This is a genomic window from Tsukamurella spumae (assembly GCF_012396015.1).
In the GTDB taxonomy this organism is placed as follows: domain Bacteria; phylum Actinomycetota; class Actinomycetes; order Mycobacteriales; family Mycobacteriaceae; genus Tsukamurella; species Tsukamurella spumae.
The window spans coordinates 79,165-103,738 of record NZ_JAAXOQ010000003.1 but is presented as its reverse complement, the minus strand read 5'-3'; the positions used below and the strand labels follow the sequence as shown (position 1 = coordinate 103,738).

Annotated in this window: 31 protein-coding genes and 1 tRNA gene; 16 read left to right on the top strand and 16 right to left on the bottom strand. The window is 71.7% G+C overall.

Going from position 1 to position 24,574, the window contains the following annotated elements:
- Positions 1-29 precede the first annotated feature (29 nt).
- From HF999_RS03380 to HF999_RS03360, 5 genes are all read right to left on the bottom strand, one after another.
- Complete coding sequence (locus HF999_RS03380; protein ID WP_139058093.1) at positions 30-383, bottom strand: hypothetical protein; 354 nt, start codon at positions 381-383, stop codon at positions 30-32.
- Positions 383-811, bottom strand: a complete 429-nt coding sequence (locus HF999_RS03375) for a hypothetical protein (protein ID WP_068574842.1) — start codon at positions 809-811, stop codon at positions 383-385. Before HF999_RS03375 ends, HF999_RS03380 begins: the two co-directional genes overlap by 1 nt.
- 185 nt (positions 812-996) lie before the next feature.
- Complete coding sequence (cpaB, locus tag HF999_RS03370; protein ID WP_068574844.1) at positions 997-1,650, bottom strand: Flp pilus assembly protein CpaB; 654 nt, start codon at positions 1,648-1,650, stop codon at positions 997-999.
- Between the two features lie 99 nt (positions 1,651-1,749).
- Positions 1,750-2,553 (bottom strand): acyl-CoA thioesterase, encoded by an 804-nt coding sequence (locus tag HF999_RS03365; RefSeq protein ID WP_068747065.1) that lies wholly within the window; start codon positions 2,551-2,553, stop codon positions 1,750-1,752.
- An 18-nt stretch (positions 2,554-2,571) separates the two neighbouring features.
- Complete coding sequence (locus tag HF999_RS03360; protein ID WP_068574848.1) at positions 2,572-2,832, bottom strand: FmdB family zinc ribbon protein; 261 nt, start codon at positions 2,830-2,832, stop codon at positions 2,572-2,574.
- A 72-nt stretch (positions 2,833-2,904) separates the two neighbouring features.
- On the opposite strand from HF999_RS03360, the gene HF999_RS03355 reads away from it, so the two are divergent.
- Entirely contained in the window at positions 2,905-3,465 is a 561-nt protein-coding gene (locus HF999_RS03355; RefSeq protein WP_168544522.1) for a TetR/AcrR family transcriptional regulator, read from the top strand.
- 6 nt (positions 3,466-3,471) lie between these two features.
- On the opposite strand, the gene HF999_RS03350 is transcribed toward HF999_RS03355, so the two are convergent.
- A complete protein-coding gene (locus tag HF999_RS03350; RefSeq protein WP_168544639.1) occupies positions 3,472-3,951 on the bottom strand; it encodes a 5-formyltetrahydrofolate cyclo-ligase in 480 nt (159 codons plus the stop codon).
- Between the two features lie 144 nt (positions 3,952-4,095).
- Here HF999_RS03350 and HF999_RS03345 point away from each other — a divergent pair, with 144 nt between their 5' ends.
- The 6 genes from HF999_RS03345 (at position 4,096) to HF999_RS03320 (ending at position 8,834) form a co-directional block, all read left to right on the top strand.
- Positions 4,096-4,995, top strand: a complete 900-nt coding sequence (locus HF999_RS03345; protein ID WP_168544521.1) for a UTP--glucose-1-phosphate uridylyltransferase — start codon at positions 4,096-4,098, stop codon at positions 4,993-4,995.
- Between the two features lie 12 nt (positions 4,996-5,007).
- Positions 5,008-6,249, top strand: a complete 1,242-nt coding sequence (gene glp, locus HF999_RS03340; protein WP_168544520.1) for a molybdotransferase-like divisome protein Glp — start codon at positions 5,008-5,010, stop codon at positions 6,247-6,249.
- Between the two features lie 5 nt (positions 6,250-6,254).
- Positions 6,255-6,884, top strand: coding sequence for a GNAT family N-acetyltransferase (locus HF999_RS03335; RefSeq protein WP_312853998.1), 630 nt, complete (start codon positions 6,255-6,257; stop codon positions 6,882-6,884).
- Positions 6,885-7,036: 152 nt separating this feature from the next.
- A complete protein-coding gene (sepX, locus tag HF999_RS03330; protein ID WP_168544519.1) occupies positions 7,037-8,224 on the top strand; it encodes a divisome protein SepX/GlpR in 1,188 nt (395 codons plus the stop codon).
- A gap of 42 nt (positions 8,225-8,266) precedes the next feature.
- A tRNA-Ala gene (locus HF999_RS03325) sits at positions 8,267-8,339 on the top strand.
- Between the two features lie 156 nt (positions 8,340-8,495).
- Positions 8,496-8,834, top strand: coding sequence for a DUF1801 domain-containing protein (locus HF999_RS03320; RefSeq protein ID WP_168544518.1), 339 nt, complete (start codon positions 8,496-8,498; stop codon positions 8,832-8,834).
- A gap of 100 nt (positions 8,835-8,934) precedes the next feature.
- On the opposite strand, the gene HF999_RS03315 is transcribed toward HF999_RS03320, so the two are convergent.
- On the bottom strand, positions 8,935-9,525 hold the full coding sequence (locus HF999_RS03315) for a hypothetical protein (protein ID WP_168544517.1): 591 nt from the start codon (positions 9,523-9,525) through the stop codon (positions 8,935-8,937).
- Positions 9,519-10,280: a hypothetical protein gene (locus HF999_RS03310; protein ID WP_168544516.1), complete on the bottom strand. Its 762-nt coding sequence runs from the start codon at positions 10,278-10,280 to the stop codon at positions 9,519-9,521. The genes HF999_RS03315 and HF999_RS03310 overlap by 7 nt, the downstream gene beginning before the upstream one ends.
- Before the next feature lie 251 nt (positions 10,281-10,531).
- On the opposite strand from HF999_RS03310, the gene HF999_RS03305 reads away from it, so the two are divergent.
- Positions 10,532-10,711 carry a hypothetical protein gene (locus HF999_RS03305; protein ID WP_168544515.1) on the top strand — a complete coding sequence of 60 codons (180 nt, stop codon included), beginning with the start codon at positions 10,532-10,534 and terminating at the stop codon, positions 10,709-10,711.
- A 53-nt stretch (positions 10,712-10,764) separates the two neighbouring features.
- Here HF999_RS03305 and HF999_RS03300 read toward each other — a convergent pair whose 3' ends face one another.
- Both HF999_RS03300 and HF999_RS03295 read right to left on the bottom strand, forming a co-directional pair.
- Positions 10,765-11,541 carry a dioxygenase family protein gene (locus HF999_RS03300; protein WP_168544514.1) on the bottom strand — a complete coding sequence of 259 codons (777 nt, stop codon included), beginning with the start codon at positions 11,539-11,541 and terminating at the stop codon, positions 10,765-10,767.
- A gap of 28 nt (positions 11,542-11,569) precedes the next feature.
- Entirely contained in the window at positions 11,570-11,905 is a 336-nt protein-coding gene (locus tag HF999_RS03295) for a winged helix-turn-helix transcriptional regulator (protein ID WP_168544513.1), read from the bottom strand.
- Positions 11,906-12,007: 102 nt separating this feature from the next.
- On the opposite strand from HF999_RS03295, the gene HF999_RS03290 reads away from it, so the two are divergent.
- The 4 genes from HF999_RS03290 to HF999_RS03275 all read left to right on the top strand — a co-directional run bounded on the left by HF999_RS03290 (position 12,008) and on the right by HF999_RS03275 (position 14,887).
- Positions 12,008-12,439 carry a DoxX family protein gene (locus HF999_RS03290; protein WP_168544512.1) on the top strand — a complete coding sequence of 144 codons (432 nt, stop codon included), beginning with the start codon at positions 12,008-12,010 and terminating at the stop codon, positions 12,437-12,439.
- On the top strand, positions 12,436-13,077 hold the full coding sequence (locus HF999_RS03285; RefSeq protein ID WP_168544511.1) for an NAD(P)-dependent oxidoreductase: 642 nt from the start codon (positions 12,436-12,438) through the stop codon (positions 13,075-13,077). Before HF999_RS03290 ends, HF999_RS03285 begins: the two co-directional genes overlap by 4 nt.
- 63 nt (positions 13,078-13,140) lie before the next feature.
- Entirely contained in the window at positions 13,141-13,902 is a 762-nt protein-coding gene (locus HF999_RS03280; protein ID WP_168544510.1) for a lysophospholipid acyltransferase family protein, read from the top strand.
- A 76-nt stretch (positions 13,903-13,978) separates the two neighbouring features.
- A complete protein-coding gene (locus tag HF999_RS03275; RefSeq protein ID WP_168544509.1) occupies positions 13,979-14,887 on the top strand; it encodes a DUF2189 domain-containing protein in 909 nt (302 codons plus the stop codon).
- Positions 14,888-14,954: 67 nt separating this feature from the next.
- Here HF999_RS03275 and HF999_RS03270 read toward each other — a convergent pair whose 3' ends face one another.
- Genes HF999_RS03270 through HF999_RS03260 form a run of 3 tightly spaced genes read right to left on the bottom strand, consistent with a single transcriptional unit; the run spans position 14,955 to position 16,692 of the window.
- Positions 14,955-15,698, bottom strand: coding sequence for an alpha/beta fold hydrolase (locus HF999_RS03270; RefSeq protein ID WP_168544508.1), 744 nt, complete (start codon positions 15,696-15,698; stop codon positions 14,955-14,957).
- Between the two features lie 15 nt (positions 15,699-15,713).
- The gene (locus tag HF999_RS03265; RefSeq protein ID WP_168544507.1) at positions 15,714-16,040 is read right to left on the bottom strand and encodes a branched-chain amino acid transport AzlD family protein; all 327 of its coding nucleotides are present in this window, start codon (positions 16,038-16,040) and stop codon (positions 15,714-15,716) included.
- Positions 16,033-16,692 (bottom strand): AzlC family ABC transporter permease, encoded by a 660-nt coding sequence (locus tag HF999_RS03260; protein WP_168544506.1) that lies wholly within the window; start codon positions 16,690-16,692, stop codon positions 16,033-16,035. Before HF999_RS03260 ends, HF999_RS03265 begins: the two co-directional genes overlap by 8 nt.
- A gap of 82 nt (positions 16,693-16,774) precedes the next feature.
- On the opposite strand from HF999_RS03260, the gene HF999_RS03255 reads away from it, so the two are divergent.
- From HF999_RS03255 to HF999_RS03240, 4 genes are all read left to right on the top strand, one after another.
- Positions 16,775-17,206 carry an Lrp/AsnC family transcriptional regulator gene (locus HF999_RS03255; protein ID WP_168544505.1) on the top strand — a complete coding sequence of 144 codons (432 nt, stop codon included), beginning with the start codon at positions 16,775-16,777 and terminating at the stop codon, positions 17,204-17,206.
- Positions 17,203-18,135 carry a phosphotransferase enzyme family protein gene (locus HF999_RS03250; protein ID WP_168544504.1) on the top strand — a complete coding sequence of 311 codons (933 nt, stop codon included), beginning with the start codon at positions 17,203-17,205 and terminating at the stop codon, positions 18,133-18,135. Before HF999_RS03255 ends, HF999_RS03250 begins: the two co-directional genes overlap by 4 nt.
- The gene (locus HF999_RS03245; RefSeq protein ID WP_376766469.1) at positions 18,132-19,427 is read left to right on the top strand and encodes an aspartate aminotransferase family protein; all 1,296 of its coding nucleotides are present in this window, start codon (positions 18,132-18,134) and stop codon (positions 19,425-19,427) included. The genes HF999_RS03250 and HF999_RS03245 overlap by 4 nt, the downstream gene beginning before the upstream one ends.
- Positions 19,428-19,699: 272 nt before the next feature.
- The gene (locus HF999_RS03240) at positions 19,700-20,725 is read left to right on the top strand and encodes a hypothetical protein (RefSeq protein WP_168544502.1); all 1,026 of its coding nucleotides are present in this window, start codon (positions 19,700-19,702) and stop codon (positions 20,723-20,725) included.
- Here HF999_RS03240 and HF999_RS03235 read toward each other — a convergent pair.
- From HF999_RS03235 to kdpC, 3 genes are read right to left on the bottom strand one after another with little or no spacing between them, the layout of a single operon-like run.
- Entirely contained in the window at positions 20,688-21,362 is a 675-nt protein-coding gene (locus HF999_RS03235; RefSeq protein WP_168544501.1) for a response regulator, read from the bottom strand. The two genes, HF999_RS03240 and HF999_RS03235, sit on opposite strands and share 38 nt — an antisense overlap.
- Complete coding sequence (locus HF999_RS03230) at positions 21,359-23,929, bottom strand: ATP-binding protein (RefSeq protein ID WP_168544500.1); 2,571 nt, start codon at positions 23,927-23,929, stop codon at positions 21,359-21,361. The genes HF999_RS03235 and HF999_RS03230 overlap by 4 nt, the downstream gene beginning before the upstream one ends.
- 24 nt (positions 23,930-23,953) lie before the next feature.
- The gene (gene kdpC, locus HF999_RS03225; RefSeq protein ID WP_168544499.1) at positions 23,954-24,568 is read right to left on the bottom strand and encodes a potassium-transporting ATPase subunit KdpC; all 615 of its coding nucleotides are present in this window, start codon (positions 24,566-24,568) and stop codon (positions 23,954-23,956) included.
- Positions 24,569-24,574: the final 6 nt, after the last annotated feature.

Below are 24,574 nucleotides of genomic sequence, written 5' to 3'. Positions count from 1 at the left end.
CCGGGATCGACGAAGAGACTCAGCGATTCCTAGGCCGCCGGCGTGTGTTGGGTGACGCTCCGGATCACCTGGTCGGTCTCGTCGAGCAGGTCGACTCGCACGTCGGGGAGCGCGGACGCCACGGCGATGTGCACTCGATCGGCGTACGAATTGTGCGCATGATCGTCGTCGGTGACGCTCTCGATGCCGACGCCGAACCCTCCTTCGGACACGCCCGGGGTGACGACCCCCGTAGCGGTACGGATGACGGCCCGACGGCCGTTCGGCCTCGTTCGCACGGCGCTGTCCTTCGCTCCGAGCGACGCGGCGAGGTCTGCGACGAACTGTGAGAACCGGCCCGTCGGATCGTCGACCTGAGCCGTGAGAATGAGATCGTTGCGCATCACGGCCACCTCCCGAGCTCGATGTCGGCACGACGTCCGATGACCCGAATATACGCGGCGTCGCCATGCGCGACCAGCGCCTGCATCGCTCCGACGAGGTCGGCGTGATCGATCGCCGACTCGTCCGCGTTCACGAACACGAGGCCGGTACCTTGCCGGTCCCACACCTCGCCCACCCGGAATGCGAACGCTCGAGCATTCCCTCGGGTGGACGACTTGATCTCCGCGGCCCGGCCATCGACTGCGATATCGGGCGTCGAGTCGCCGGTCCGCGCCCGAGCGAGAACCGTGACGTTCCGGCCCTCGGCGACCAGCGTGTCCACGACAGTGCGTTCCCTCCGGTCCAAGGGCTTGCCGACGCGTTCGTCCACTCGGCCGGAGATGAGGAGTCGCCGGCGAAGCTCCTGGAGTGCGTGGACGTGGAACATGACCTCGGCAAGAGGTACCTGTGGGACCTTGATTCGACGGAGCATAGCGACGTCCATCTGCCATTCGAGTCGGCGTTCCAGGTCGACGTCGGAGTACCCGCGGCCGCCGAGTCGTGGAGGTGCGGTTGTCGGGACGTTGCCGTCGGGGCCGCCGGGCGAGCCTCGGCGCCGGTCGTCGCCCGGCCTCACCGGAACACCACGGACAGTGGTGAACTGAGCGCCGCGGCGGCGACGGCGTGCGCCTCCGTCTCGGACATCGCGAGCATCACGGTGCGGGCCTGCTGCCGTGAGGCCTGCGCCGCTGCGGCGACGGCGACCGTGGCCGAGCGGGCCAGGACGGAGGGCGCAGCGTCGTCCCGCTCGCCGGCGCGGGGCTTGCGCTGCGCCACCACGTCCACCACGTCGCCGGGGCGGAGCAGGTCCATCGTGGCGGCGTCCTGCAGCGCGATCGGCACCAGCCGCGAGCCGGGGCGGATGAAGCCCGCGGTGCGGTCGCTGAGCACCCTTCGGCCCGTGAGGATCTCGCCCGCGCCGACGGGCCCCGTCACCGACCGTCCGACCGCCTCGTCCGGACGCGTCAGCGCGTCCTGGGGCGCGAGGTCCGCCGGAACGGTGCGCACCACGAGATCCTCGCCGACGAGCTTCCCTCCCGGCCCCAGCTCGCGCGCCGCGACGAGCACCTGCGCCTGCGGCCCGCTCGGCCGGCTCGTGACCGCGACGATCAGCGCCACCACCGCCAGCGCCGCGGCCGCCGCCCGCCGAGCCGTCAGCGTGCGCGCCCACCCGGGCCGCAGCGCGGCCCGCATCCGTTCGACACCGGTCGGCTGCAAGGACTCCATGCCCGGAATCTACGACGGTGCGCCGACGGCGGACCGTCGGAAAGGGGCCCGGAAGCCGCCCTTGTGGATAACCCCGTTCCTGTGGAGGAACGGCCCCGATCAGGCCTGCGGATCCTTGTAGTAGACGATCTGGTGCGTGGTCGCCAGCAGGGTGCCGTTCCGCCCCCAGACCTGGCCGTACTGGTCGAAATGGCCATGGCCGAAGCGCGCCGCCCGGGCGGTCGCGAGGAGGTGCTCGGCGCCCTGCTGCTCGAGTTCCGCGGGGCTCGCGTGGAAGTAGGTGGTGAGCGAGATGGTGCCAGCGGGGGCGTAGGTGCCGCGACGGCGGAAGATCCGCGGGTAGAAGGAGTCCGCGATCGACGCCAGCGCCGGGTAGTCCAGCGGGCGAGCGGGCTTGTCGCGCAGCCACATCGTGGTGGTCGAGTCGTCCTGCGGGCCGTCCATGACCAGGCTGCCCTCGACGAAGCGGGTCTCGTAGTTCTTGGCCCACTCCACGAAGTCCGGCATCGACTGCTCCGGGTAGTCCTCCGGTGCCTGGACCTGCGGGAACGGCGTCTCCGTGGCGCCCCAGGTGTCGCGGCGCGTGCCGAACACCGCGGTACCGGAGGCGACGGGGCCGTCGCCCTGGCTCAGGACGAAGACGAAGTGCTGATTGGTGCGGTTCGTGCGCAGGACGGTGACCGCGAGGTCCCAAGCGCCGTCCTTGATCGGGGCGGCGAAGTTCAGTGTGAGGCTCAGCGGATGGCCCTGCGCCTCGGGATGCGCCTGCAGCGCCGCCACGACGGTGCCGGCGGTGATCCCGCCGAACGGCCCGACCATGTTGTTGTAGGCCGGGTGCGTGTGGGCGCGGAAGCCGCCGGCGATCGGCTCGACGGCGGTCGCTTCATCGAAGACGTGGGTCATGCCAGCAACGTAGCAAGGCTAGGAGCTGGTGGCCTTGTCGACCTTGGCGGCGGTGTCGGAACTGCTCTTGGTCTCCGACTTCGCGGTGGTATCGGCCTTTGAGCTGCGGGAATCGGTGCGGTAGAAGCCGCTGCCCTTGAACACGACGCCGACGGAGTTGAACAGCTTCCGCAGCGGGCCGCCGCAGTTGGGGCACACCGTGAGCGGATCGTCGGAGAAGGACTGCACGGCGTCGAAGGCCTCGCCGCACTCCTTGCATTGGTACGAATAGGTAGGCACCGATCGATTCTACCGCTCAATTAGCACTCCGGCGATTCGAGTGCCAGGGGTGTGAGCGGATACGATACGGCCATGAGTGCCCCGCGTACGCCGTCGCCCGCGCGACGGATCGTGGACGCCGCCCGCGAGGTGATCGCCGCGAACGGGATTCCCGGCGTCAGCATGGACCAGGTCGCCAAGCAGGCGCACGTCTCCCGCAGCACGCTGTACCGGATCTTCCCCAACCGCGACCAGCTGATCGCCCGCGTCGTGGCCATCGAGATCCGCACGCTGCGCCGCAAGTTGGACAAGACGATCGTCGGGTACACGCCGCAGCAGACGCTGGTCGAGGTGTTCGCGCTGAGCATCGGGCAGGCCGAGTCGAACATGGCCGTGTCCAAGGTGCTGGCCGCCGAGCCCGAGTACTTCCTGCGCATCCCGCGCGGCGTGTGGGACCTGCTGATCCAGGGCATCGTCATCCGGCTGCGCAACTCCGGCGCCGAGCAGGACTACGCCGAGCTGTGCTCCGTGGTCGATCTCATGCTCCGGATCACCGGCTCCCTGCTCTCCAACTCGCCCACCGGGCTGCAGGTCAGTGACCCCGATGCGCTGCGCGCGTACGGCCAGAAGTACATCTCCCGCCTGCTGATCTAGACCGTCTCAGAACTCGACCAGCCCGGACGGCGTGAGCGCCCCGTCCACCGGCACATCCGTGGGCTCGGAGGGCAGGAAGTCCACCAGCTCGTGGTCGTAGACCACGGCGATCAACCGCGGGCCGGAGAGCGAGGACCTGTCGTAGTACCCCGCACCCCGCCCCAGCCGCACGCCGGCGCGCGAGACACCCAGAGCGGGCAGCAGCACCGTGTCCACCGAGGCCAGGGCATCGCCGCCCAGTCGTGGCCCCGTCGGCTCCAGCAGCCCGAAGGGTCCCGGCGCGAGCGAGCCGCTCCACGCCCAGTCCAGCGGCCCCGGAACCGGCGGCGTCACCGGCAGCAGCACCCGCGGGCCCAGGGCGTCCACCAGCTCGATCGAACCCGGCTCCGAACCCACCGGCACGTACGCGGCGACGACGCCCAGGTCCAGTCCCGACACCACCCGGACCAGCGCCGCGGCCGCGGCGGCGCGCGCACCGTCGGACATCGAGGCCCGCCCGCGCCGCAACCGCGCACGCCACTGCGCCTTCGCCGCGGAGACGGGGTCCGGTCCGGTATCGGTCACCGCGCCATCCTCCCACCCGCCCGCGCCGCTTCGTTACCCGAGCGTGACCTCCCCTATGGTGGAGGGATGAGCACTTTGCCCTCCATCCCGAGAACCGCGGTCGTTCCCGCCGCCGGTCTCGGCACCCGATTCCTCCCCGCGACGAAGACGGTTCCCAAGGAGCTGCTCCCGGTCGTCGACACTCCCGGCATCGAGCTCGTCGCCGAGGAGGCGGCCGCGGCGGGTGCGGAGCGGCTCTGCATCGTGACCAGCCCGGGTAAGGACGGCGTGGTCGCGCACTTCGTCGAGGACCTGGTGCTCGAGGGCACGCTGGAGAAGCGCGGCAAGACCGCGATGCTCGACAAGGTGCGCCGCGCGCCCAACCTGATCCACGCCGAGGCCGTGATCCAGGACAAGCCGCTGGGCCTCGGGCACGCCGTGGCCTGCGTCGAGCCGGTGCTCGACGACGATGAGGACGCGATCTGCGTCCTCCTCCCCGACGACCTGGTGCTCCCCATCGGCGTGCTCACCACGATGGCGAAGGTCCGGGAGAAGCGCGGCGGCTCGGTGCTCTGCGCCATCGCGGTGCCCGAGAACCAGATCAGCAGCTACGGCGTGTTCGACGTCGAGACCGTGCCGGACGCGGTCAATCCCGACGTGCTCAAGGTCAACGGCATGGTCGAGAAGCCCAAGGCCGAGGACGCACCGTCGAACTTCGCCGCCGCGGGGCGCTACCTGCTCGACCGCGCGATCTTCGACGCGCTGCGGCGCATCGACACGGGCGCCGGCGGCGAGATCCAGCTGACCGACGCCATCGCGCTGCTCATCGAAGAGGGGCATCCCGTGCACGTCGTGGTCCATCACGGAACCCGACACGACCTCGGAAATCCCGGGGGCTACCTCAAGGCTGCGGTTGACTTGGCATTGGATCGTGACGATTACGGTCCCGACCTGCGCTCCTGGCTGCAGGATCGCCTGAACAAGTAGGAGGCCGAGGACATGCGCTCCGTGGAGGACCATCTGGCTCGGGTCACGGCCGCGGCGGTGGCGCCGCGGCCGGTGCGCGTGGGGATCTCCGAGGCGCAGGGCCTCATGTGCGCGGAGGAAGTGGTCGTCGAGAACGCCCTCCCCGCGTTCGACCAGGCCGCGATCGACGGCTACGCGGTCCGCTCCGTCGATGTCGCCGACGCCGGCGCCGCCGACGAGGAGACCGGCGAGCAGATCATCGTCACGCTGCCCGTGGTCGGCGAGGTGCGCGCGGGCAACCGGCAGCCCATCCGGCTGCAGCCCGGGCAGGCCGTGAAGGTCGAGACCGGCGCGCCGCTGCCCACGCTCGCCGACGCCGTCCTCCCCGATAAGTGGACCGACGGTGGGCTGTCGAAAGTCCGTGTCGGACACTCCGTCCGGTCCGGGCAGTACGTCCGCCGCACGGGCGACGACGTGCAGCCCGGCGACGTGGCCGTGCGGCGCGGCACCGTCGTCGGACCGGCCCAGGTGGGCCTGCTCGCCGCGGTCGGGCAGGACAAGGTCTCGGTGCATCCCCGCCCGCGCGTCGCGGTGATCTCGGTGGGCCGGGAGCTCGTCGACATCGATCGCGACACCGGCGCGGGCCAGGTCTACGACGTGGCCTCCTACGCCCTGGCCGCGTCCGCCCGGGACTGCGGCGCCGAGGTGCACCGCGTGGGCATCGTAGGCACCGACGGCGTCCGCGAGGCCGTCGAGGCACAGCTGCAGCGGTCCGAGGTCGTGGTGATGACCTCCGCGCTCGGCGGTTCCGCGTCCGAGGACATCTCGTCGGCGCTGGCAGAGCTCGGCGACCTCGTCGTCGAGCGGATCGCGATGCACCCCGCCTCGGTCCAGGGCTTCGGCGCCCTCGGTCCCGACGAGGTGCCCACCTTCCTGCTGCCGTCGAACCCGATGAGCGCGCTGGTGGCCTTCGAGGTGATGGTGCGCCCGCTCATCCGGATCGCGCTGGGCAAGCGGCAGCCGATGCGCCGCCTGGTGACCGCGAAGAGTGCGGCGTCGTTCGAGTCGCCTGAGGGGCGGCGTGAGTACGTGCGCGGCCAGCTCATGCGCGACGAGGACACCGGCGAGTTCATGGTCGCGCCGATCCCGGACAACGGCTCGCACCTGCTGGTGAGCCTGGCCGAGGCGAACTGCCTGATCGTGGTGGACCCGGAGGTCACCGAGGTCCGCGCGGGTGACGACGTGGTGGTCGCGTTCCTCGCCCAGCGCGGCTGACGCCGGTGTTCGGCGCGAACTGGCAGGTCGAACTCGGGCCGCTCACCACGGCCGCCGGCGTCGTGCGGCTGCGGCCGATCCGCGCCCGCGACGGGCGGCAGTGGTCGCGCCTGCGCCTGCTCAACCGCGCCGAACTCGAGCCGTGGGAACCGTCGGGCGAGACGAATTGGCAGCGCCGGCACGCCGCCTCGCAGTGGACCCCTCTGTGCGCCTCGCTCCGCTCGCAGGCCCGGTCCGGGACCATCGTTCCGATGGTCATCGAGGTCGACGGTGCCTACGCCGGCCAGATCACCATCGGCAACATCACCCGCGGACAGCTGCAGAGCGCGTGGGTGGGGTACTGGGTCGACCGGTCCGTGACCGGCCACGGGGTCGCGACGGTGGCCGTCGCGCTCGCGGTCGACCACTGCTTCGGGACGCTCGGCCTGCATCGGGTGGATGCGACGGTGCGCCCGGAGAACGGCGGGTCGCGCGCGGTGCTGCGCAATGCGGGGTTCCGCGAGGAGGGGCTGCTGCGTCGCTACCTGCACGTCGACGGTGCCTGGCGGGACCATCTGCTGGTGGCGATCACCGCGGAGGAGATCGCGGATTCCATGGTCGCGCGGGTCGTGCGGTCGGGCCGTGCGCGCTTCTGAGGCGACGACGCGCGTGTGACTGAAGTGACTGTTTGAGATTTTTGGGGTTTCGCTACGGCGCGTCGGGCGCGCTGATCCCCCCTGGTGAAATAGCCTTCGAGGCGACTTACACGGATGTGATCCGTGCTCGCTGATTGCCGGAGGGAGCCGACATGATCCCGCAGACACTGCTCTGGGTGGGGCTGATCGTCGCGTGGCTGGTGGTGCTCGTTCCGATGCTCGCCGCGCGGCACCCCAGGGTGAACCAGGTGTCCGACGCGACGCTCAAGACGCGCCTGCTGCACCGCGGCGGCTCGGCCACCCGCGCCGTCCGCCGCCGCATCCGGCCGGCGGCCACCGTCGCCGATGATCGGGTCGATGAGGCCGAGTTCCCGGAGGACGAGGACGCCGAGCGGCTCGTCGGCGATCTCCCCGCCGACGAGGACGCCGAGGCGCATGCCTACGTCGATTCCGATGTCGACGACCTGCACGGGTCGAGCCCGATGGACGGCGACACCACTCCGATCCCCACCGTCGAGCGGGCGGCGATGCGCGCGAAGGCGTCGATCGTCGACCTGGACGCGCCTGCTGTGGAGGTGCCTGCTCCGGATGCGGCCGCGAGCGTCGACACCGCCGCCGCACCGGAGTCCGATCCGATCGTCCGGCGGGTGACGGCACCCGTGGCGCAGGCGGCTGAGGCCGACCCCGTCGCCGAGGATCTCGAACCGGCCGAGCCGATGAGCGAGCTCGTCGACGAGCCGGCCGACGAGTCGCCCGTCGAGGAGCCGGCCGACGCGGAGCTCGCGGACGCGGACGCGGCCGATGACCAGCTCACCGAGGAGATCGTCCCGGCGACCCGGCCGAAGGCCGAGCCGGCGGAGATCGACGCGCGCGGCGACGGCCCGCAGCGGCGCCGTGGCGGTTACGACCCGGAGAACGACGCCCGCCTCACCGAGGCCCGCTTCCGCTTCCGGCAGCGCGTCACGCTCGCGCTGGGTGTGCTCGCCGTCGTCGCGCTCGGCGCGGGGCTGATGAACGTGCCCTTCGCGTGGTACAGCCTCGGCGCCGTCGTGCTCGCGCTGGCCGTCTACCTCACCTACCTCCGCCGGACGGTGCGCATCGAGGCCGAGATCCGTCGTCGCCGCACCGCGCGGCTGGAGCGGGCCCGCAGGGAGCGCGAGCGCGAGGCCGAGGTGCTCGACGGTGTCCCCGCGCACCTGCGCCGCGGCGGCTGCGTCGTCATGGAGATCGACGACGAGGACCCCGCCTTCGACCACCTCCCGCGCTATCGCGCCGAGGAGTTCGACTTCCTCGATCGGCGCGCTGACGTGCGGGAACCGTACGAGCGCAAGGTCGGTTAACAGTTTGCCGAGCGGGCTTGCTAGAGTGGTCGAGTTCCGCAAGGGGCTATAGCGCAGTTGGTAGCGCGCCTCGTTCGCATCGAGGAGGTCAGGGGTTCGATTCCCCTTAGCTCCACCGAGGAAACCGCAGTTCGGGCGGGGTTCTGAGAAATCAGAACCCCGCCCGAACTCGTTTCGGGTCCGGCGCGTGTCCCGTACCCGAGACCGGCGCTCGCGGTAGCGTGGGCGGATCGACCGCGGGGGTCGAGCGAACCGAGGGAGCTCAGGGATCATGTTCTCGAAGAAGGGGGACGCGGCCGTCCTCGCGAAGCTCCGGGCGATGCCCGCGCCGTACGCCGAGATCGGGGAGCGGCTGCACGCCATCATCCGCGAGAACGCGCCGGGCCTCGAGCCGGTCGTCCGCTGGGGCCTGCCCTTCTACGTGGGCGGCGGCGAGGACATCTGCTACATCAAGCCGGGAAAGGACTACGTGGCCTTCGGTTTCGGTGAGACGGTGAGTCCGGCCTTCGAGGAGGGTGCCACCATGCACCCGCTGGTCTGGACTGTCACGGCCCTCGACGATGCGACCGAGGCGCGAATCGCCGCCCTGGTCGCGAAGGCCGTCGCCTGAAACGAGCTCGAGGGCATCGAACCGATGCACGCGCCGAAACCTGTGCACCGTTGATCAACTCAGAGTTGATCAACGGTGCACAGGTTTTCCGCCGAACCGGTCAGCGGCGCGCGAGCAACTCCGTGATCGCCTGGTAACCGCCGACGGCCAGGATCGCGACCAGTGCGATCGCGGCGCAGATGAGGCCCGCGCCGGGCGAGACGGACATCCCGGTGTCGTAGCCGGACGACTTGGCGGTGGCGAACTCACCGCTGCCGTGCACGGCGACACCGGGCGAGATCCACGTGAACACGGCGACGACGAGCGCGCCGAGGGCGAGCAGGGCCGTGCCGGCCGCGCCGCCCGGGTGCATGCCGCGCACCGCCTGCAGCGCGCCCAACGCGCCGACGAGCCCCAGCACGATGGGGATGATCGCGACCATCGCGACGCTCATCGGCCCGATGTCGAGGAAACCGATGTGGGCAGTGGCGGCTCCGCGCACGACGCACTCGTCCGGGTACTTGGTGCAGTACCGGGTCATATCGGTGCCGCCGTAGCCGCCGTAATAGCTCCACGGCCCGATCCCGGGGTTGACGAACTGCAGCTGCACGTCGGTCGCCTTGATGGTCAGCAGCGGCAGCATCGTCAGCCCGAGCCCGGCGATACCCAGGACGCCGGTGACCGCCGCCAGGATCCGCGCGGGATTCACCACGCCCCCGGCTGGTTACCGGGCTGACCGGGGCCGGGCTGACCGGGGCCGGGCGCACCGGGCTGCACGGGACCGTCGACGATGCGCGGCAGCTGCCCCGTGAACCCCATGCCGGGCTGGCCGTACGGGGCCCCGGGCGCCGGCGGGACCGGCGGGACGGGGCCGGGCGCACCGTCGGGCCTGCGGGCCCCGATCTGGAGGTACGACACGACCGCGCCCGCGGAAGCGAGCAGCCCGACGATCAGCGCGATGATCAGGCCCGCGCCGGGGCCGACGTCGACGACGCGCGCGACCAGGTCGTCGATCGAGGAGAACTTCGTCTCCTTCGTGAAGTCCGTGGCGAGCTTGCCGGACAGCTCCACGCTGGGCAGCGGGTCCGCGATCATCAGCACGAGCGAGAGCAGCGTCGCCGCGATCGCCGCGACCGCGGACACGAGCGACCCCTGGGCGCCCCGGCCGAGGACGCCGGGCAGCGCGGTGAGCGCCGCGACGAGCATCAGGAGCGGGATCGCCAGCGCGGTCACGGGTGCGGGGAGCGGGGCGACGTTGTAGAAGCCGATCCCCACATCGACGGTGCCGCTGGGGATGTCGTTGTAGTTCGACGTGTCGGCCGCGCTGGGGGTGACGGTGACCGTGTAGAGGTTGAGCAGCGAGCAGAACAGCACGATCAGGCCGGCCGCCAGTGTCACCGCCGCGCCGATGCGGGCGATCGGGAACGCGGGGCGCGGGCCGAATCCGGCCGGCGGTCCGAAGGGCATCCCGCCGGGCATTCCCGGCGGTTGCCCCCCGGCCGGCGGCCCGCCCGGCGCTCCGGGGTAGTTCTGTGCTGGTCCATGCGGCTGCATGCTCGTGTTCCCTCCCTGACACGGCGATACGACTCCACCGTGAAGTCCACTGTGAGAACAGCACACTACGCCGGAATCGGATGTCTGCAAGGTTGAAACCGGCGGACCTCATCCGTTCGGATGACGCACGTTCCGCCGCGCGCGGGCCTCCTATCATCGAGACCATGACCCCGCTCGAGCAATTGCGGCGCTGGGAGGACTCCGGCGGCACCTGGACGGTGCTGCGCCGGTCGGCCGACGGTGCCGTCGTCGCGCTGATGCGGTGCGACGGTGGCGAGATCGTCGACCGGCTCGAATCCGCCGATCCGGCCCTGCTGGCCCACATCGACGCGCCGGGCGACTGACCCGCCCGCGGGCCCGGCCGGTGCCGAGCCCGCCCGCCGGGCCGGCCCGGACCTCAGGCCGCGACGATGCTGCGCTTGGCCAGCCCCATCCAGAACCCGTCGATCGGTTCCTCGGGGGCGGCCTCGGGATCCGTCGCCGCGCCGAGCGTGACGAACAGCGGCGCGAAGTGCTCGATTCGCGGGTGCGCGTAGGGCATTCCCGGCGCCTCCTCGCGGAAGCGCATGAGCCCGTCGACGTCACCGGCGGCGAACCGCTCGTGCGCCCACGCGTCGAACTCGACCGACCAGCCGGGCGCGACGGCGTCGGCGCTCGGGTCGGTGAGGAAGGGCAGGCCGTGGGTGGTGAACCCGGAGCCGATGATCAGCACGCCCTCCTCGCGCAGCTCCGCGAACCGTCGGCCCAGCCCGAACAACGCCTCCGGCTCGAGCGTGGGGAGCGAGACCTGCAGGACGGGGATGTCCGCCTCCGGGTACATCACGGTGAGCGGCACGTACGCGCCGTGGTCCAGGCGACGGTGCGCGTCGCGGTGCACGGGCCGGCCGTCGGGTGTCATGGCGGCGATCCGGTCCGCCAGCTCCGGCGCGCCGGGGGAGGGGTAGACGGTGCGGTAGTACCGCTCGGCGAAGCCGCCGAAGTCGTAGGTGAGCGGGACCCGGGAATCGGTGGCGCCCACGGTGAGCGGGGCCGCCTCCCAGTGCGCGGAGACGACGAGGATCTGCTCGGGCCGCGGCAGGTCGGCGGCGAGCCGTTGCAACTGCGCGACCCACCGCGCGTCGTCGACGAGCGGCGGCGCGCCGTGGCTGAGGAACAGAGCGGGTGTGGTGGTCATGGCATTCCTCCGGGGTCGGGGAAGCGCGTCAGGACCGTTGCGTGGAGGTCATGGCCGTCTCGACGGCCGAGGCGAGCCGCAGCACCGCCCCCGCGACGTCGATCCCGGCGGGGGTGAGCCGGTACTCGGTGTGCGGCGGATTGGTGCCGGCGGAGTACCGGCTGACCAGCCCGTCGTCGACGAGGGACCGCAGCGTTTGGGTGAGCATGCGGTCGCTGATCCCCTCCACGCGCCGGCGGATCTCGCCGAAGCGTTGGGGCTCAGTGCTCAGGCGGCCCAGGACGAGGGCGCCCCACCGCCCTGTGACGTGCGCGAACACGGCATGCGAGGGGCAGTCCTTCGCGAAGACGTCGAACTCGGACATCGGCAGAACCTAACACGTACGGAACTATTGCGCTTACGAATCGTTTGTGCTTCCATGGTAGCGCAAGATTGAAGCTTCAACAATCAGAACGGAGTGGTCCACATGACCGCACAGCTCGAGCGGGGCCAGGGCCTCGCCTCCACGATCGCCCGGGTGATCCTCGGCGTCATCTTCTTCGCGCACGGCTGGCAGAAGTTCGTCACCTACGGCATCGACAACGTCGCCGCGAACTTCGACAAGATGGACGTCCCGCTCCCCACCCTGTCCGCATGGTTCGCCGGCATCGTCGAGCTGGTCGGCGGCGCCGCGCTCATCATCGGCCTCGCCGTGCCGATCGTCGCGGTGCTCGGGATCATCGACATGCTCGGCGCGATCATCTTCGTGCACTGGGACAACGGCTTCTTCGCGACCGGCGGCGGCTACGAGCTGCCGCTCGCCCTCATCGCCGGCCTGATCGCCGTGGGCATCGCCTCGCACGGCTCGCTCGCCGCCGACACCCACCTGTTCAAGAATCGATCGAAGGTGAACGCATGAGGGCCGTCGTCTTCGGCGCGTCCGGCTACTCGGGCGCGAACATCACCGCCGAGCTGATCGGCCGGGGCATCGATGTCGTCGGCGTCGCCCGCGACACCGCCAAGGTCCCCGCCGGGGCGATCGCCGCCGCCGGCGACGTGACGGACGCGGCGTTCGTCGCGCGCACCGTCGAGGGCGCGGACGTCATCGTCTCGGCCCTGCCGACCGCGGCACCGTCGGGCGAGGGCGTGGACCTGCCGACCTCCCTGGAGGCGCTGGTCGTGGGAGCGCGCGAGTCGGGCGCCCGCCTGGGCGTGGTCGGCGGCGCGGGCAGCCTGCTGGTCGCCGAGGGCGGCCCGAAGCTGGTGGACACCCCGTCGTTCCCCGACGCGGTGAAGCCCATCGCGCAGGAGCACGACCGTGCGCTGGACTACCTGCGCACCGTCGAGGACGTCGACTGGTTCTACCTGAGTCCCGCCGCGAGCTACGGCTCGTTCAACCCGGGGGAGCGGCGCGGCACCTACCGCACGAGCGGCGACCTGCTGCTCACCGATGCCGACGGCAACTCCGAGATCTCGGGCGCCGACTACGCGAAGGCCCTCGTCGAAGAGATCGTCGCGCCCGCGCACCGTCGCACCCGGTTCTCCGTGGCGTACTGAATCCCCGCGGCTCGCGCCGCGCCGTCGTATCCTCGGGCTCAGAGCAGCGAAACGAGGGGTGTGATGGCGCGGCGCGAACCCGTCTATGAGGTGGTCTTCCTCCTGGCGAAGGGAATCATCGGGACGCAGGGACTGCGCGTGCAGTACCGCGGGCTCGAGAACATCCCGGCGTCCGGCGGCGTGCTGCTCGCGGTCAACCACACCTCCTACGTCGATTTCCTGGAGGCCGGCATCGCCGTCAAGCGCGCCGGCCGATGGCCGCGGTACATGCTCAAGGCCGAGCTCAAGAAGATCAAGATCATGGCCTTCCTGATCAAGCACTGCGGCGCGATCGGCGTCGACCGGGAGCACGGCGCCGAGAGCTACCACGAGGCCGTCACCGCGCTCGAATCCGGCGAGGCCGTGATCGTCTATCCCGAGGCCACCATCAGCCGCAGCTTCGAACTCAAGGAGTTCAAGTCCGGCGCCGCGCGCATGTCCATCGAGGCCGACGTGCCCATCGTCCCCGTCATCGTGTGGGGCACCCAGCGCATCTGGTCGAAGGGCACGCAGCGCCGCGCCGGCCGGCACCGCTTCCCGGTCGTCGTGGAGGTCGGCGCGCCCCTTCTGCCCGACGGTGCCACCCCCGACGTTCTCACCACCCGCCTGCGGTCCGCCATGGGCGATGCGCTCGAGCGCGCGCAGCGCGGATTCCCCGCTCCGGCAGGTGAAGACTGGGTGCCGGCCCGTCTCGGCGGCGGAGCGCCCGCCCCCGACGAGGCGCTGCGTCTCGAGCAGCAGGAGTTCGCGTTGCGGAAGGCCAAGCGGGAGGCGAGCGGCGGCTGAGGGTGAGCCGGTGGTGCGCGTCATCGCCGATTGGTAGGTTTGCCGGGATCGCCCGTTAGCGACCCGGAGGAGACCCATGACGCAGCCGCCGAACAACCCTGGTGACGACCAGGGTGGCTACCCGCAGGACCCGAACCAGGGTGGATACCCGCAGCAGCCCCAGCCCGGTTACGGCCAGGGCGGGTACCCGCCGCCCGCCGGCGGCTTCCCGCCCCCGCCGCAGGGCGGATTCCCGCCTCCGCCCGGCGGTTTCGGTGCGCCGCAGCCCGGCGGCCAGCCGCCCTTCAACGTCGGTGACGCGTTCTCCTGGGCGTGGAACAAGTTCAGCAAGAACGCCGTCGCGCTGATCGTCCCGATGCTCGTCTACGCACTCGTCATGGGTGTCCTCGGCGGCCTCTTCGGCTTCCTGCTGTCGGGCACCTTCGAGAACGTCACCACCGTCACGGGTAGCACCTCCTACGGGGTGTCGACCCAGACGACCGCCACCGCCACGGCGATGACCTGGGTCGTGGCCGTCATCGGCCTTGTCGTCTTCGTGTTCCTGGGCCTGGTCATCCAGGCCTCGTACTCGTCCGGCCTGCTGGACATCGCCGACGGGCGGGAGGTCGCGATCGGTTCGTTCTTCCAGCCGCGCAACCTCGGTGGCGCCGCGGTGACGGCGATCCTCGTCTCCCTCGCGGTGGGCGTCGGCTACGTGCTGTGCATCGTCCCGGGCATCGTCGCGGCGTTCCTGTTCGCCTACTCGGTGTACTTCGCGGTCGACAAGAACGTCTCCGGCGTCGATGCGCTCAAGGCGAGCTTCGAGACGGTCAAGAACAACGCCGGGCCGTCGATCCTCACCACGCTGCTCGCCGGGCTCGTCGCCGGGGCCGGCGCGATCGTCTGCTACGTGGGCATGCTCGTCACGGGCCCGCTGGGTGCCCTCGTGAACATCTACGCCTACCGTCGCCTCTCCGGCGGCCAGGTGGCTCCGCTCACCCCGTAGTCACACGGGATCTCGCTGTATCGCGACGCCCGCTCCGCCGCACGGTGGGGCGGGCGTCGTCGTCCCGCTAGCGGAGGAAGTCCAGGACCGCGCGCTCGAACGCGCCGGGGGCCTCCCGGTGCACGGTGTGCCCGCCGCGCAACTCGGTGTACGTGCCGTGCGGCAGGGCGTCGGCGACCAGCCGCAGGTACTCGGGTCGCAGGAAGTCGCCGGGGCCGCCCGAGATCACCAGGGCCGCCTGCGAGGTCGCGGACAGCCGCTCCCACCACACCGGATCCGGCTGGAACTGCGGTGAGACGGAATCCATCATGGACTTGTCGAACCGGGTGAGCGCGCCGGGCGTCAGCGCGATCTGCTTGAGCCCCAACCACACCCGTCGCGCCGTCAGCGGAAGATCCATCGACTCCGCCACCTGCTCCGCTTCGAGCGCGACCGGCGGCATCTCCTCGAGGACGAGGCGGCGGACACCGTCGGGCAGGCGCCACGCGAGCCGCAGTGCGGCCTGGCCCCCGAGGGAGTGGCCCACCACGTCGAACCGGCCCAGCCCGGCGTGCTCGGCGACCCTGGCGGCGTCGGCCGCGAGCTCGTCGAGCAGGTACTCGGCGGAGTGGTCGCTCCGGCCGTGGCCGCGCTGGTCGTAGGTCACGGTGTCGCGGCCCGCCGCGAGCAGGGCCCGCACGGTGCGTCGCCAGGTCCGGTGGTCGGCGGCCATGCCGTGGATCAGCAGCACCGGCGGGCCCGACGGTGCCGGCGCCCGGTGGTGCTGGACCCGCAGGCGCACGTCCCCGGCGTCGATGATGGCGTGTCGCATCACCTCATGCTGCCATCACGTCAGCGCGTAGCTCAGTGCCACGCACACCGCGGTGCCCGCCACGATGCTGAGCACCGCATTGCGCCGCCACAGGTGGGTGAGCACCGTCGCCGCGACGCCCGCGATCTGCGGCAGGCCGTGCGCCGGTGCCGAATAGTCCACCTGCGCCATGCAGTACACGGCCAGCACCACCACCGCCCCCGCGGGCATCCACTTCCCGAAGTCGGCGAGCAGCGGCGAGTCGCGCAGCACCGTCGCCAGCCCGAAGGGCGCGAGCCGCAGCGCGACGGTCACCACCGCGGCGATGGCGATGCCCGTCAGCAGGTATCCGGTGCTAGGCATGCGCGGCCTCCCGCCGGGCCACGACGTGCCGCACCACCAGCAGGCCCGCGAATCCGCCCATCGCCACGAGCAGCATCGCGCCGGGCGCCGCGACCAGCGCGACGGCGCAGGCGCCCAGCGCGAGGGCGGCGGTGGTGCGGTCGGGGTGCGCGTCCAGCGCCAGCACGATGAACAGGGCGGTGAGGACGAAGTCGACCCCCGGCACGTCGCGCAGGAAGGCGCCGCCCGCGAGCCCGCCCACCAGCGAGCCGCTCACCCACGCGACGTGCAGGCCCACCTGGGTGCGCAGGATCATCGGCCCGGTCATCGTGGCCGACGGTGCCGTGCTCACCAGCGCGTAGGCCTCGTCCGTGAGGGCGTAGACGCCGTACGCGCGGCCGAGCCGGCTGCGGATCCGCGCGAGCGGAAAGGTCAGGCCGTAGAACAGGTGTCGCGAGTTGACCAGGAAGGTGGTGGCCGCGATCGCGGCGAGCGGCGTCGACGCCGCGAGCAGGCCGGCGAGCAGGAACTCGACCGAGCCCGCGTACACCGCCATCGACAGCACCGGCGCGATCCACCACGGCAGCCCGCTCCCGGTGACCACAACGCCCAGGCCGAGCCCGAGGACGAACAGGCCCAGCTGCACGACGGCGACTTTCGACGGAACTCCCATGGTGGACAATTCTATTTCGCTTCGTGCGCAATGTGCTTGCGTACATGGGCTGACTGGTGGCAGGTATGGCAATATCTCGGATGTGGATGCACTCGATCGAGCAATCATCGACGAGTTGGTGCGGGACGGCCGGCTCACCAACCAGGAACTCGCCCAGCGCGTCGGCCTCACGCCCGCGCCCTGCCTGCGCCGCGTGCGACGGCTCGAGGCCGACGGCGTGATCACCGGGTACACCGCCGTCCTCGACCCGGCCGCCCTCGGCCGCGGCTTCGAGGTGCTCATCCACGCGGACCTCTCCGCGAACGACCGCGCCTCCGTCGAGGCCTTCGAGGAGCGGATCGCCTCGTTCGACGAGGTGATCGAGGTGCGCCGCATGTTCGGCCTCCCCGACTACGTGATCCGCGTCCGCGTCGCCGATCTCGACGCGTACGAGCGGTGGGTCACCACGCACCTGATGGGCGATCCGGCCATCGTGCGCGTCGACTCCCGGATGACGATGAAGGTGGTCAAGTGAGCGACCTGGCGATCGCGCAGCGCATCGCCGACGGTGCCCTCCCCGGCGCGACCGCAGTGCCGCTGCTGGTCAGCGAGAACGCCACGTTCCGGGTGCGCGGCGGGCCGCGGCCGGCGGTGCTGCGGGTGCACCGTCCGGGTTACGTCGGTGACGCGGCGATCGAGTCCGAGCTGGCGTGGATCGCGGCGCTGCGCCGCGACACCGCGGTCCCGGTGGTCGAGCCGCTCAGCGGGGTGCTGGTGGACCGCCCGACGGGACGCCGCGCGGTCCTGTTCGCGGAGCTGCCGGGCGGCCCGGTGCCCGACGCGGCGCTCGACCTCGCGCACTTCGCGGCGCTCGGCGAGATCGCCGCGGTCTTCCACGAACACGCTGAGACCTGGCGGCGGCCAGCGGATTTCACGCGCTTCACCTGGGGGCTGGAGGAGACGATCGGGCCGCGGCCCCGCTGGGGCTCCTGGCGCGAGGGTCTCGGGGTGGGCGAGGCGCACCGTCGGGCGATCGAACCGGCGGCCGCGCGCGCCGCGGACCGGATCGAGGGTTTCGGCCGCACTAACGACCGGTTCGGCCTGATCCACGGCGACCTGCGGGCGGCCAACCTCATCGCACGGCCCGGCGGCGACGGGTTCACGGTGATCGACTTCGACGACTCCGGGTTCGGCTGGCTCCTCTTCGAATTCGCGGCCGCGGCGTCGTTCGTGGAGACGGATCCGCGGCTGCCGGAGTGGGCGGCGTCGTGGACCGCGGCGTACCGGCACCGTCGGGCACTGCCGGACGCGCACGCGGCGCTCCTGCCGGACTTCGTGCTGCTGCGCCGGCTGCAACTGTTGGGCTGGCTGGGCACCCACGGGCACGCCCTGGAGGCGGACCCGGCGTTCGCGGACGGCACCGTCGATGTGGCCGCCCGATACCTGGCGGGGCGACTACTGTGAGCGGGGTGAGCTTCTCGGAATCGTCCCCGGCGCACGTCGTGCGCTACGGCGGCACCTTCGCGCCCCTGCCCGTCGACCGCGCCGCGGGCACGTACGTCTACAGCGGCGACAGGCGCTGGCTGGACTTCACCTCCGGTCAGATGAGTGCCATTCTGGGACACAGTCATCCGGCCATCGTGGAGACCGTGCAGCGCGAGATCGCGACGCTCGACCACCTGTTCTCGGGGATGCTCTCGCCGCAGGTGCTGACGCTGGCGGAGCGGCTCGCGGCCACGCTGCCGGAGCCGCTGAGCCACGTCCTGCAGCTGACCACCGGTGCGGAGTCGAACGAGGCCGCGCTGCGGATGGCCAAGCTCTACACCGGGAAGCACGAGATCGTCAGCTTCTCCAAGTCGTGGCACGGCATGACGGCCGGCGCCGCGGCGGCCACCTACTCGTCGGGGCACAAGGGGTACGGGCCCACGGCGCCGGGCAATTTCGCGCTGCCCACGCCGAACGCGTACCGCTCCCGCTTCGTGGACGCCGCCGGCAAGTACGACTGGCAGTCCGAGCTGGACCTCGGGTTCGAGCTCATCGATGCGCAGTCCACGGGCGCGCTCGCGGCGTGCCTGGTGGAGCCGATCCTCAGCTCCGGCGGGATCATCGACGTTCCCGTCGGGTACCTCGCCGCCCTGCAGCGCAAGTGCCGGGAGCGCGGGATGCTCCTCATCGTCGACGAGGCGCAGACGGGGCTGTGGCGCACCGGCGCCGCGTACGCCTTCGAGCGCGACGGCATCGTGCCGGACATCCTCACGCTGTCCAAGACCCTGGGCGCCGGCTTGCCGATCGCGGCGGTCGTCACCTCCGCGGAGATCGAGCGGGTCTGCCACGAGCGCGGATTCCTGTTCTTCACCACCCACGTCAGCGATCCGATGGTGGCGGCCGTGGCCACGACGGTGCTGGACGTGCTGGGCGACGGCGGCCCCGACGGCGTCGCCGGGCAGGTCGCCTCCCGCGGCGCCCGGCTGCGCGCGGGGCTGGACGAGCTGGCCGCGCGCCACGAGACGATCGGCGATGTCCGCGGCCGCGGGCTGATGCAGGGCATCGAGCTCGTCGTCGACCGGGAGACCAAGGAGCCCGCGAACGAATTGGGCCGGCTGGTGACGGAGCGGTGCTACGAACGGGGCCTGCACATGAACGTGGTGCAGCTGCCGGGCATGGGGTCGATCTTCCGGATCGCGCCGCCGCTGACCGCCTCCGACGCCGAGATCGACGAGGGCCTGGAGATCCTCGACGGTGCGCTGACCGGATAGCCCTTTCCGGCCGCTGGGAATCGTGTCAAGGTGGATGTGTCGTTCTCGTTCATCGGGCTCTCGGATTCTGTCCGTTTCGGACGGAGTGTCCGCAACGGACAGAATCCGAGAGCCAGAAGTCGGTGCAATGCACAGCACCTGCGCGAGCGCTCGCACCGCCCCGTACCCGAACCGGACCCGCGTCGCCGGCCGCGGATTTCCCGGTCCTCGTCCGGTCGGCGGCTCTTCGTCGTAGCGTCGACGGCGGGAACACGCGGACTTCGGGGGGAGCCATGCACAACTTCCAGGAGCGGTCGATGCCGATCCGCGATCGGGTGCTGCACGAGGCGGCGGTCCGCGTTGCGCTGGAGCTGGTCGCGGTGGAGGGACTGGATCGCGCGACCCTGACGGAGGTCGCGCGCCGCCTGCGCCTTCCGAGCGGGGAGCGCGTGTCCGAGCGGACCTTGCGGCGCAAGTACGGCGGCACCGCGCGGCTGCTGTTCGGCACGCCGTGGTGGTTGCCGGAGCCCGCCGACGCCGTGCGCGCCGTCCTCGCCCCGCGTCCGCGTCGCACCGAGGGGCCCGTGTGGCCGATCGGCCCCGCGGCCGAGGCGGCGTCCGCCATCACCGACGACTGCCGTTGCGAGGACGGCGTGCCGGAGCGCGATCCGCGCGATCGTCCCGCCGGATGCGCCTGCGAGGACGGGCGCTCCGACGACACGTGGCCGGATGCAGCGTTCTTCACCGACGCCGGCATCGACGATCCGCTCGGCGATCTCGCCTATGTCTCGCCGGAACCGATCGCCCTCCGCGACCTCCTCCACGACCTGCACACCGTGCTCACCGGCCACCTCGTCGCGACCGGGTGGGCGGCGAAGTCCTCCTGGATCCTCGCCCTGCGGGAGGACCGGCGGGAGATCGCGGCGTGGCTCGCACTCGCGGAGGCGACGTGGGCGGACTCGCTGGGCCGAACCATCGCCCGCGTCTTCGGCCTCGACGCGACCGGGGGAACTGCCGCGGCGGCCGCCTTCAGCGCAGTCGCGCGAGAACTCGAGCCGCTGGTCGGCGAGCTCGGCACAGCCCATCGCCGCGCTGCACACGGCGACGGCCGGACCGCCGCCTCGTCCGCCGAGGCCGCCCTGGCTGCGGCCCGCGCTCGCGCGTTCGAGGTCCTGGGCACCGTCATGTCCGTTCCGGACAGAATCCGAGAGTCGCGCGGCAGGAGCACCGTCGTGCCCGGCGGGAGGTACGCGGCGCTCCCGAACCGGGGCCGTCCGGGCGCTACGGGAGGAACCGGTAACCCATCCCCGGCTCGGTGACGAAGTACCGCGGGTGCGCGGGGTCGGGCTCCAGCTTGCGCCGCAGCTGCGCCATGTACACCCGCAGGTAATTGGTCTCGCGCGAGTACGACGGCCCCCACACCTCGTGCAGCAGGGTCTGCTGCGAGACCAGCCGGTCGGCGTTGCGGACCAGCACGTCCACGATCTTCCACTCGGTGGGGGTCAGGCGCACGACTGAACCGTCGCGGGTCACCGTCCGCGCCTCGAAGTTCACCTCGAAGGCCTCGGTCTTCGCGGGCGCGGGCGCGTCGACGAGACCCGTCCGCCGCACCTGCGCGCGCACCCGGGCCAGGAACTCGTCCATCGCGAAGGGCTTGGTCACGTAGTCGTCCGCGCCGATGTCCAGCGATTCGACTTTGTCATCGCTGCCGTGCCGGGCGGAGAGCACGATCACCGGCGAGGTGCAGAACTCGCGCAGCTTCTCCAGGACGGCCGTCCCGTCCAGGTCCGGCAGACCCAGGTCGAGGATCACCACGTCGGGGGTGCGCTCGCGCGCGATCTGCAGCGCGGAGCGCCCGTCGGCGGCCGTCTCCACCTCGTACCCGCGGGCCTTGAGGTTGATCCGCAGCGTCCGCAGGATCGCGGGCTCGTCGTCGACCACCAGAACGAATGTCACGAGATCACCTCATCACTCGACACCGGCTGCGCGGCCGGCAGGTCCACGATCATCGTCAGGCCGCCGCCCGGGGTGTCCTCCGCGGTGAGCGTGCCGCCCATCGCCTCGGTGAGTCCCCGCGCCACCGCCAGGCCCAGCCCCACCCCGTTGCCCGCGGGCGCGTCGCCCATCCGCTGGAAGGGCGCGAACATCGCCTCCCGCTGCTCCTGCGGCACTCCCGGACCGTGATCGCGCACGTGCACCTGCAGGCGGTCGCCGTCCGGGGTGTGCACGCCCGAGACGCCCACGGTCACCGTCGTATCCCCGGAGTGCCGCACGGCGTTCTCGACGAGGTTCGCCAGCACGCGCTCCAGGAGGCCCGGGTCGGCGAGTGCGGTGGGCGGCGGGGTCGCGTCGTCGCCCGCGAACTCGAAGGCGAGGTCCGCGTCGGGGAGCGCCGTCCAGATCGCGGGCAGTACCTCCTCGATCCCCACCTCGCGGGTCAGTAGCGTCAGCGAATCCGATTGCAGTCGAGACATGTCCAGCAGATTCCCCACCAGGGAGTCCAGTCGGTCCGCGCTCTCCTCGATGGTCGCCAGCAGCTCCGCCTCGTCCTCGTCGGACCACTCCACGTCGCCCAGGCGCAGCGAGCTCACGGCGGCCTTGATGCCGGCGAGGGGCGTCCGCAGGTCGTGCGAGACGGCGCTGAGCAGTGCCGTCCGGGCCCGATTGCCCTCGGCGAGGGAGCGCGCCTGCAAGGCCTCCGCGGTGAGCGCCTCGCGGTCCAGCCGGGCGGCCGCGTGCGCCGCGAAGGCGACGAGCAGGCCGTGCTCGGACGCGCTGAGCGGCGCGCCGGCCACCACGAGCGCGACGGTGCCGCCGACCAGCGCCGCGTCGGTGCCGGCGTCGGGAGTCGGCGGGGACTCCCGACGGCCCGCGACCAGCTGCCACGGCGATTCGGCGTCATCGCGGCGCAGCAGCGACGCGCCGCGCAGGCCGAAGGTCGCGATGGCCTCGTCCAGGAGGGCGGGGAGCTCGGCGCGGCCCTCCGTGCCGGCCGCGAGCAGCGTGTCCGCGAGCCCGCTGAGCACGTCCGCCTCGGCCCGGGCCCGGGCCGCGCGGGCCGTCTGCCGGGCCGCGATCGACACCACCGACGCCACCGCGATCGCCGTCAGTACGAACATCGCCACGGCGAAGACGTTCTCGCCCGACGACACCGTGAACGTGTACAACGGTGGCGCGAAGTAGTAGTTGAGCAGCAACGATCCGATGATCGCAGCCGGCACCGCGGGCCGCAGCCCGCCGACGAGGGCCACCGCCACCGTCAGCATGAGGAACAGCATCAGCTCGGTCGGCAGCGAGTGCCAGTGCCGGGTCTGCGCGAGCAGCGCGGTGAGCACCACCGGCCCGGCGATCGCGAGCACCCAGCCCGCGATCGTGCGGCGCGCGCCGAGCAGCACCGGCTCGGGCCCGTCGACCCGGGGGAGCAACCGGCGACGACGCGCGCCCGCGGCCCGCTCGTGGGTGACCACCTGCACGTCGATGTCGCCGGAGCCCTCGATCACGGCGTCCGACACGGGCCAGCGGACCATCGACGTGAGTGCCCGGTGCCGCGACTTGCCGAGCACGATTCGCGACGCGTTCACCGACGTCGCGTACTGCAGGATCGCGGCGGCCACATCGTCGCCGGTGACGATCTGGAACGTGCCGCCGAGGGATTCGGTGAGCTGCCGCAGCTTCGTCAACGCCGCGGGCGAGGCACCGGACAGGCCGTCGCTGCGCGCGACGTACACGGCCCGCAGCTCGCCGCCCGCGCCCTTCGCCGCGATCCGTGCGGCGCGGCGCAGCAGCGTCCCGCCCTCCGGTCCGCCGGTCAGCGCGACCACGGTGCGGTCGCGCGTGGGCCAGGCCGCCGAGATGCCCTGCTCGGAACGGTACTGCTCGAGGCGTTCATCCACCCGGTCCGCGAGCCACAGCAGAGCGAGTTCCCTTAGCGCCGTGAGGTTCCCGATGCGGAAGAAGTGCGACAGCGCGGCGTCGACCTTGGACGGGTGGTAGATGTTGCCGTGCGCCATGCGGCGCCGCAGCGCCTCCGGGGTCATGTCCACCAACTGCACCTGCTCGGCGCGGCGCACGACGGTGTCGGGGATCGTCTCGCGCTGCCGCACGCCCGTGATCGACTCCACGACATCGCCCAGCGACTCCAGGTGCTGGATGTTGACCGTGGTGATCACGGTGATGCCGGCGTCGAGCAGCTCGGCGATGTCCTGCCAGCGCTTCTCGTTCTTCGAGCCGGGGGCGTTGGTGTGGGCGAGCTCGTCGACGAGGACCACCGTCGGGTGCGCGGCGATCACCGCGTCGACGTCCATCTCCTCCAACACCGCTCCGCGGTACTCGACCTTCCGGCGGGGGATCACCTGCAGCCCCTGGACCTGGGCCTCCGTCTGGGGCCGGCCGTGGGTCTCGACGTAGCCGACGACCACCGACGTCCCGCGCGAGGCGCGGCGCACGCCCTCGGTGAGCATGGCGTAGGTCTTGCCCACGCCCGGCGCGGCGCCCAGGTAGACGCGCAGCTGCCCCTTCGGCATGTGTCCTCCTGTGTCGGGCCCGGGCTACTTCGCGGTGGCGGCGAGATCGGCGAGTGCGGCGTTCAGAGTCACCACGTTAACCCGCTCGACGCCCAGGTAGCCGAGCTGACGCCCCTCGGTGTGCTGCGCGACCAGCGCCGTCACCCGCTCGGGCGGCACCCCGCGCGCCCGGGCGACGCGGGCCGTCTGCTGCCGCGCGTACGCGGGGGAGATGTCCGGATCGAGGCCGGAGAAGCTCGCCGTCACCGCGTCGGTCGGCACGTCCGACGGTGCCACCGCCCCGCCCGGCACGGAGTCCTCCGCGGCGACCTTCGCGCGCCGCTCGGCGATGAGCGCCACGAGTTTGTCGCTGTTCGGCCCGAGGTTGGTGCCGCCGGAGGCGAGCGTGTCGTACTCGCCCGCGGACGGGCGCGGATGGAACCACTGCGGACCGTCGAACTTGGTGGCCAGCAGGGACGACCCGACGACGGTGCCGTTCTGCTCGATCTGCGAGCCGTTCGCCTTCGCGCTGAAGGCGACCTGCCCCACGCCCCACACCACGAGCGGGAACAGGGCGCCGAGCACGACGGTCATGACGATCAGCATGCGCAGGCCGGCCAGGAGCTGGCGGGGGGCGGCGGAGAGGGATCCGGAGAACATGTCGGT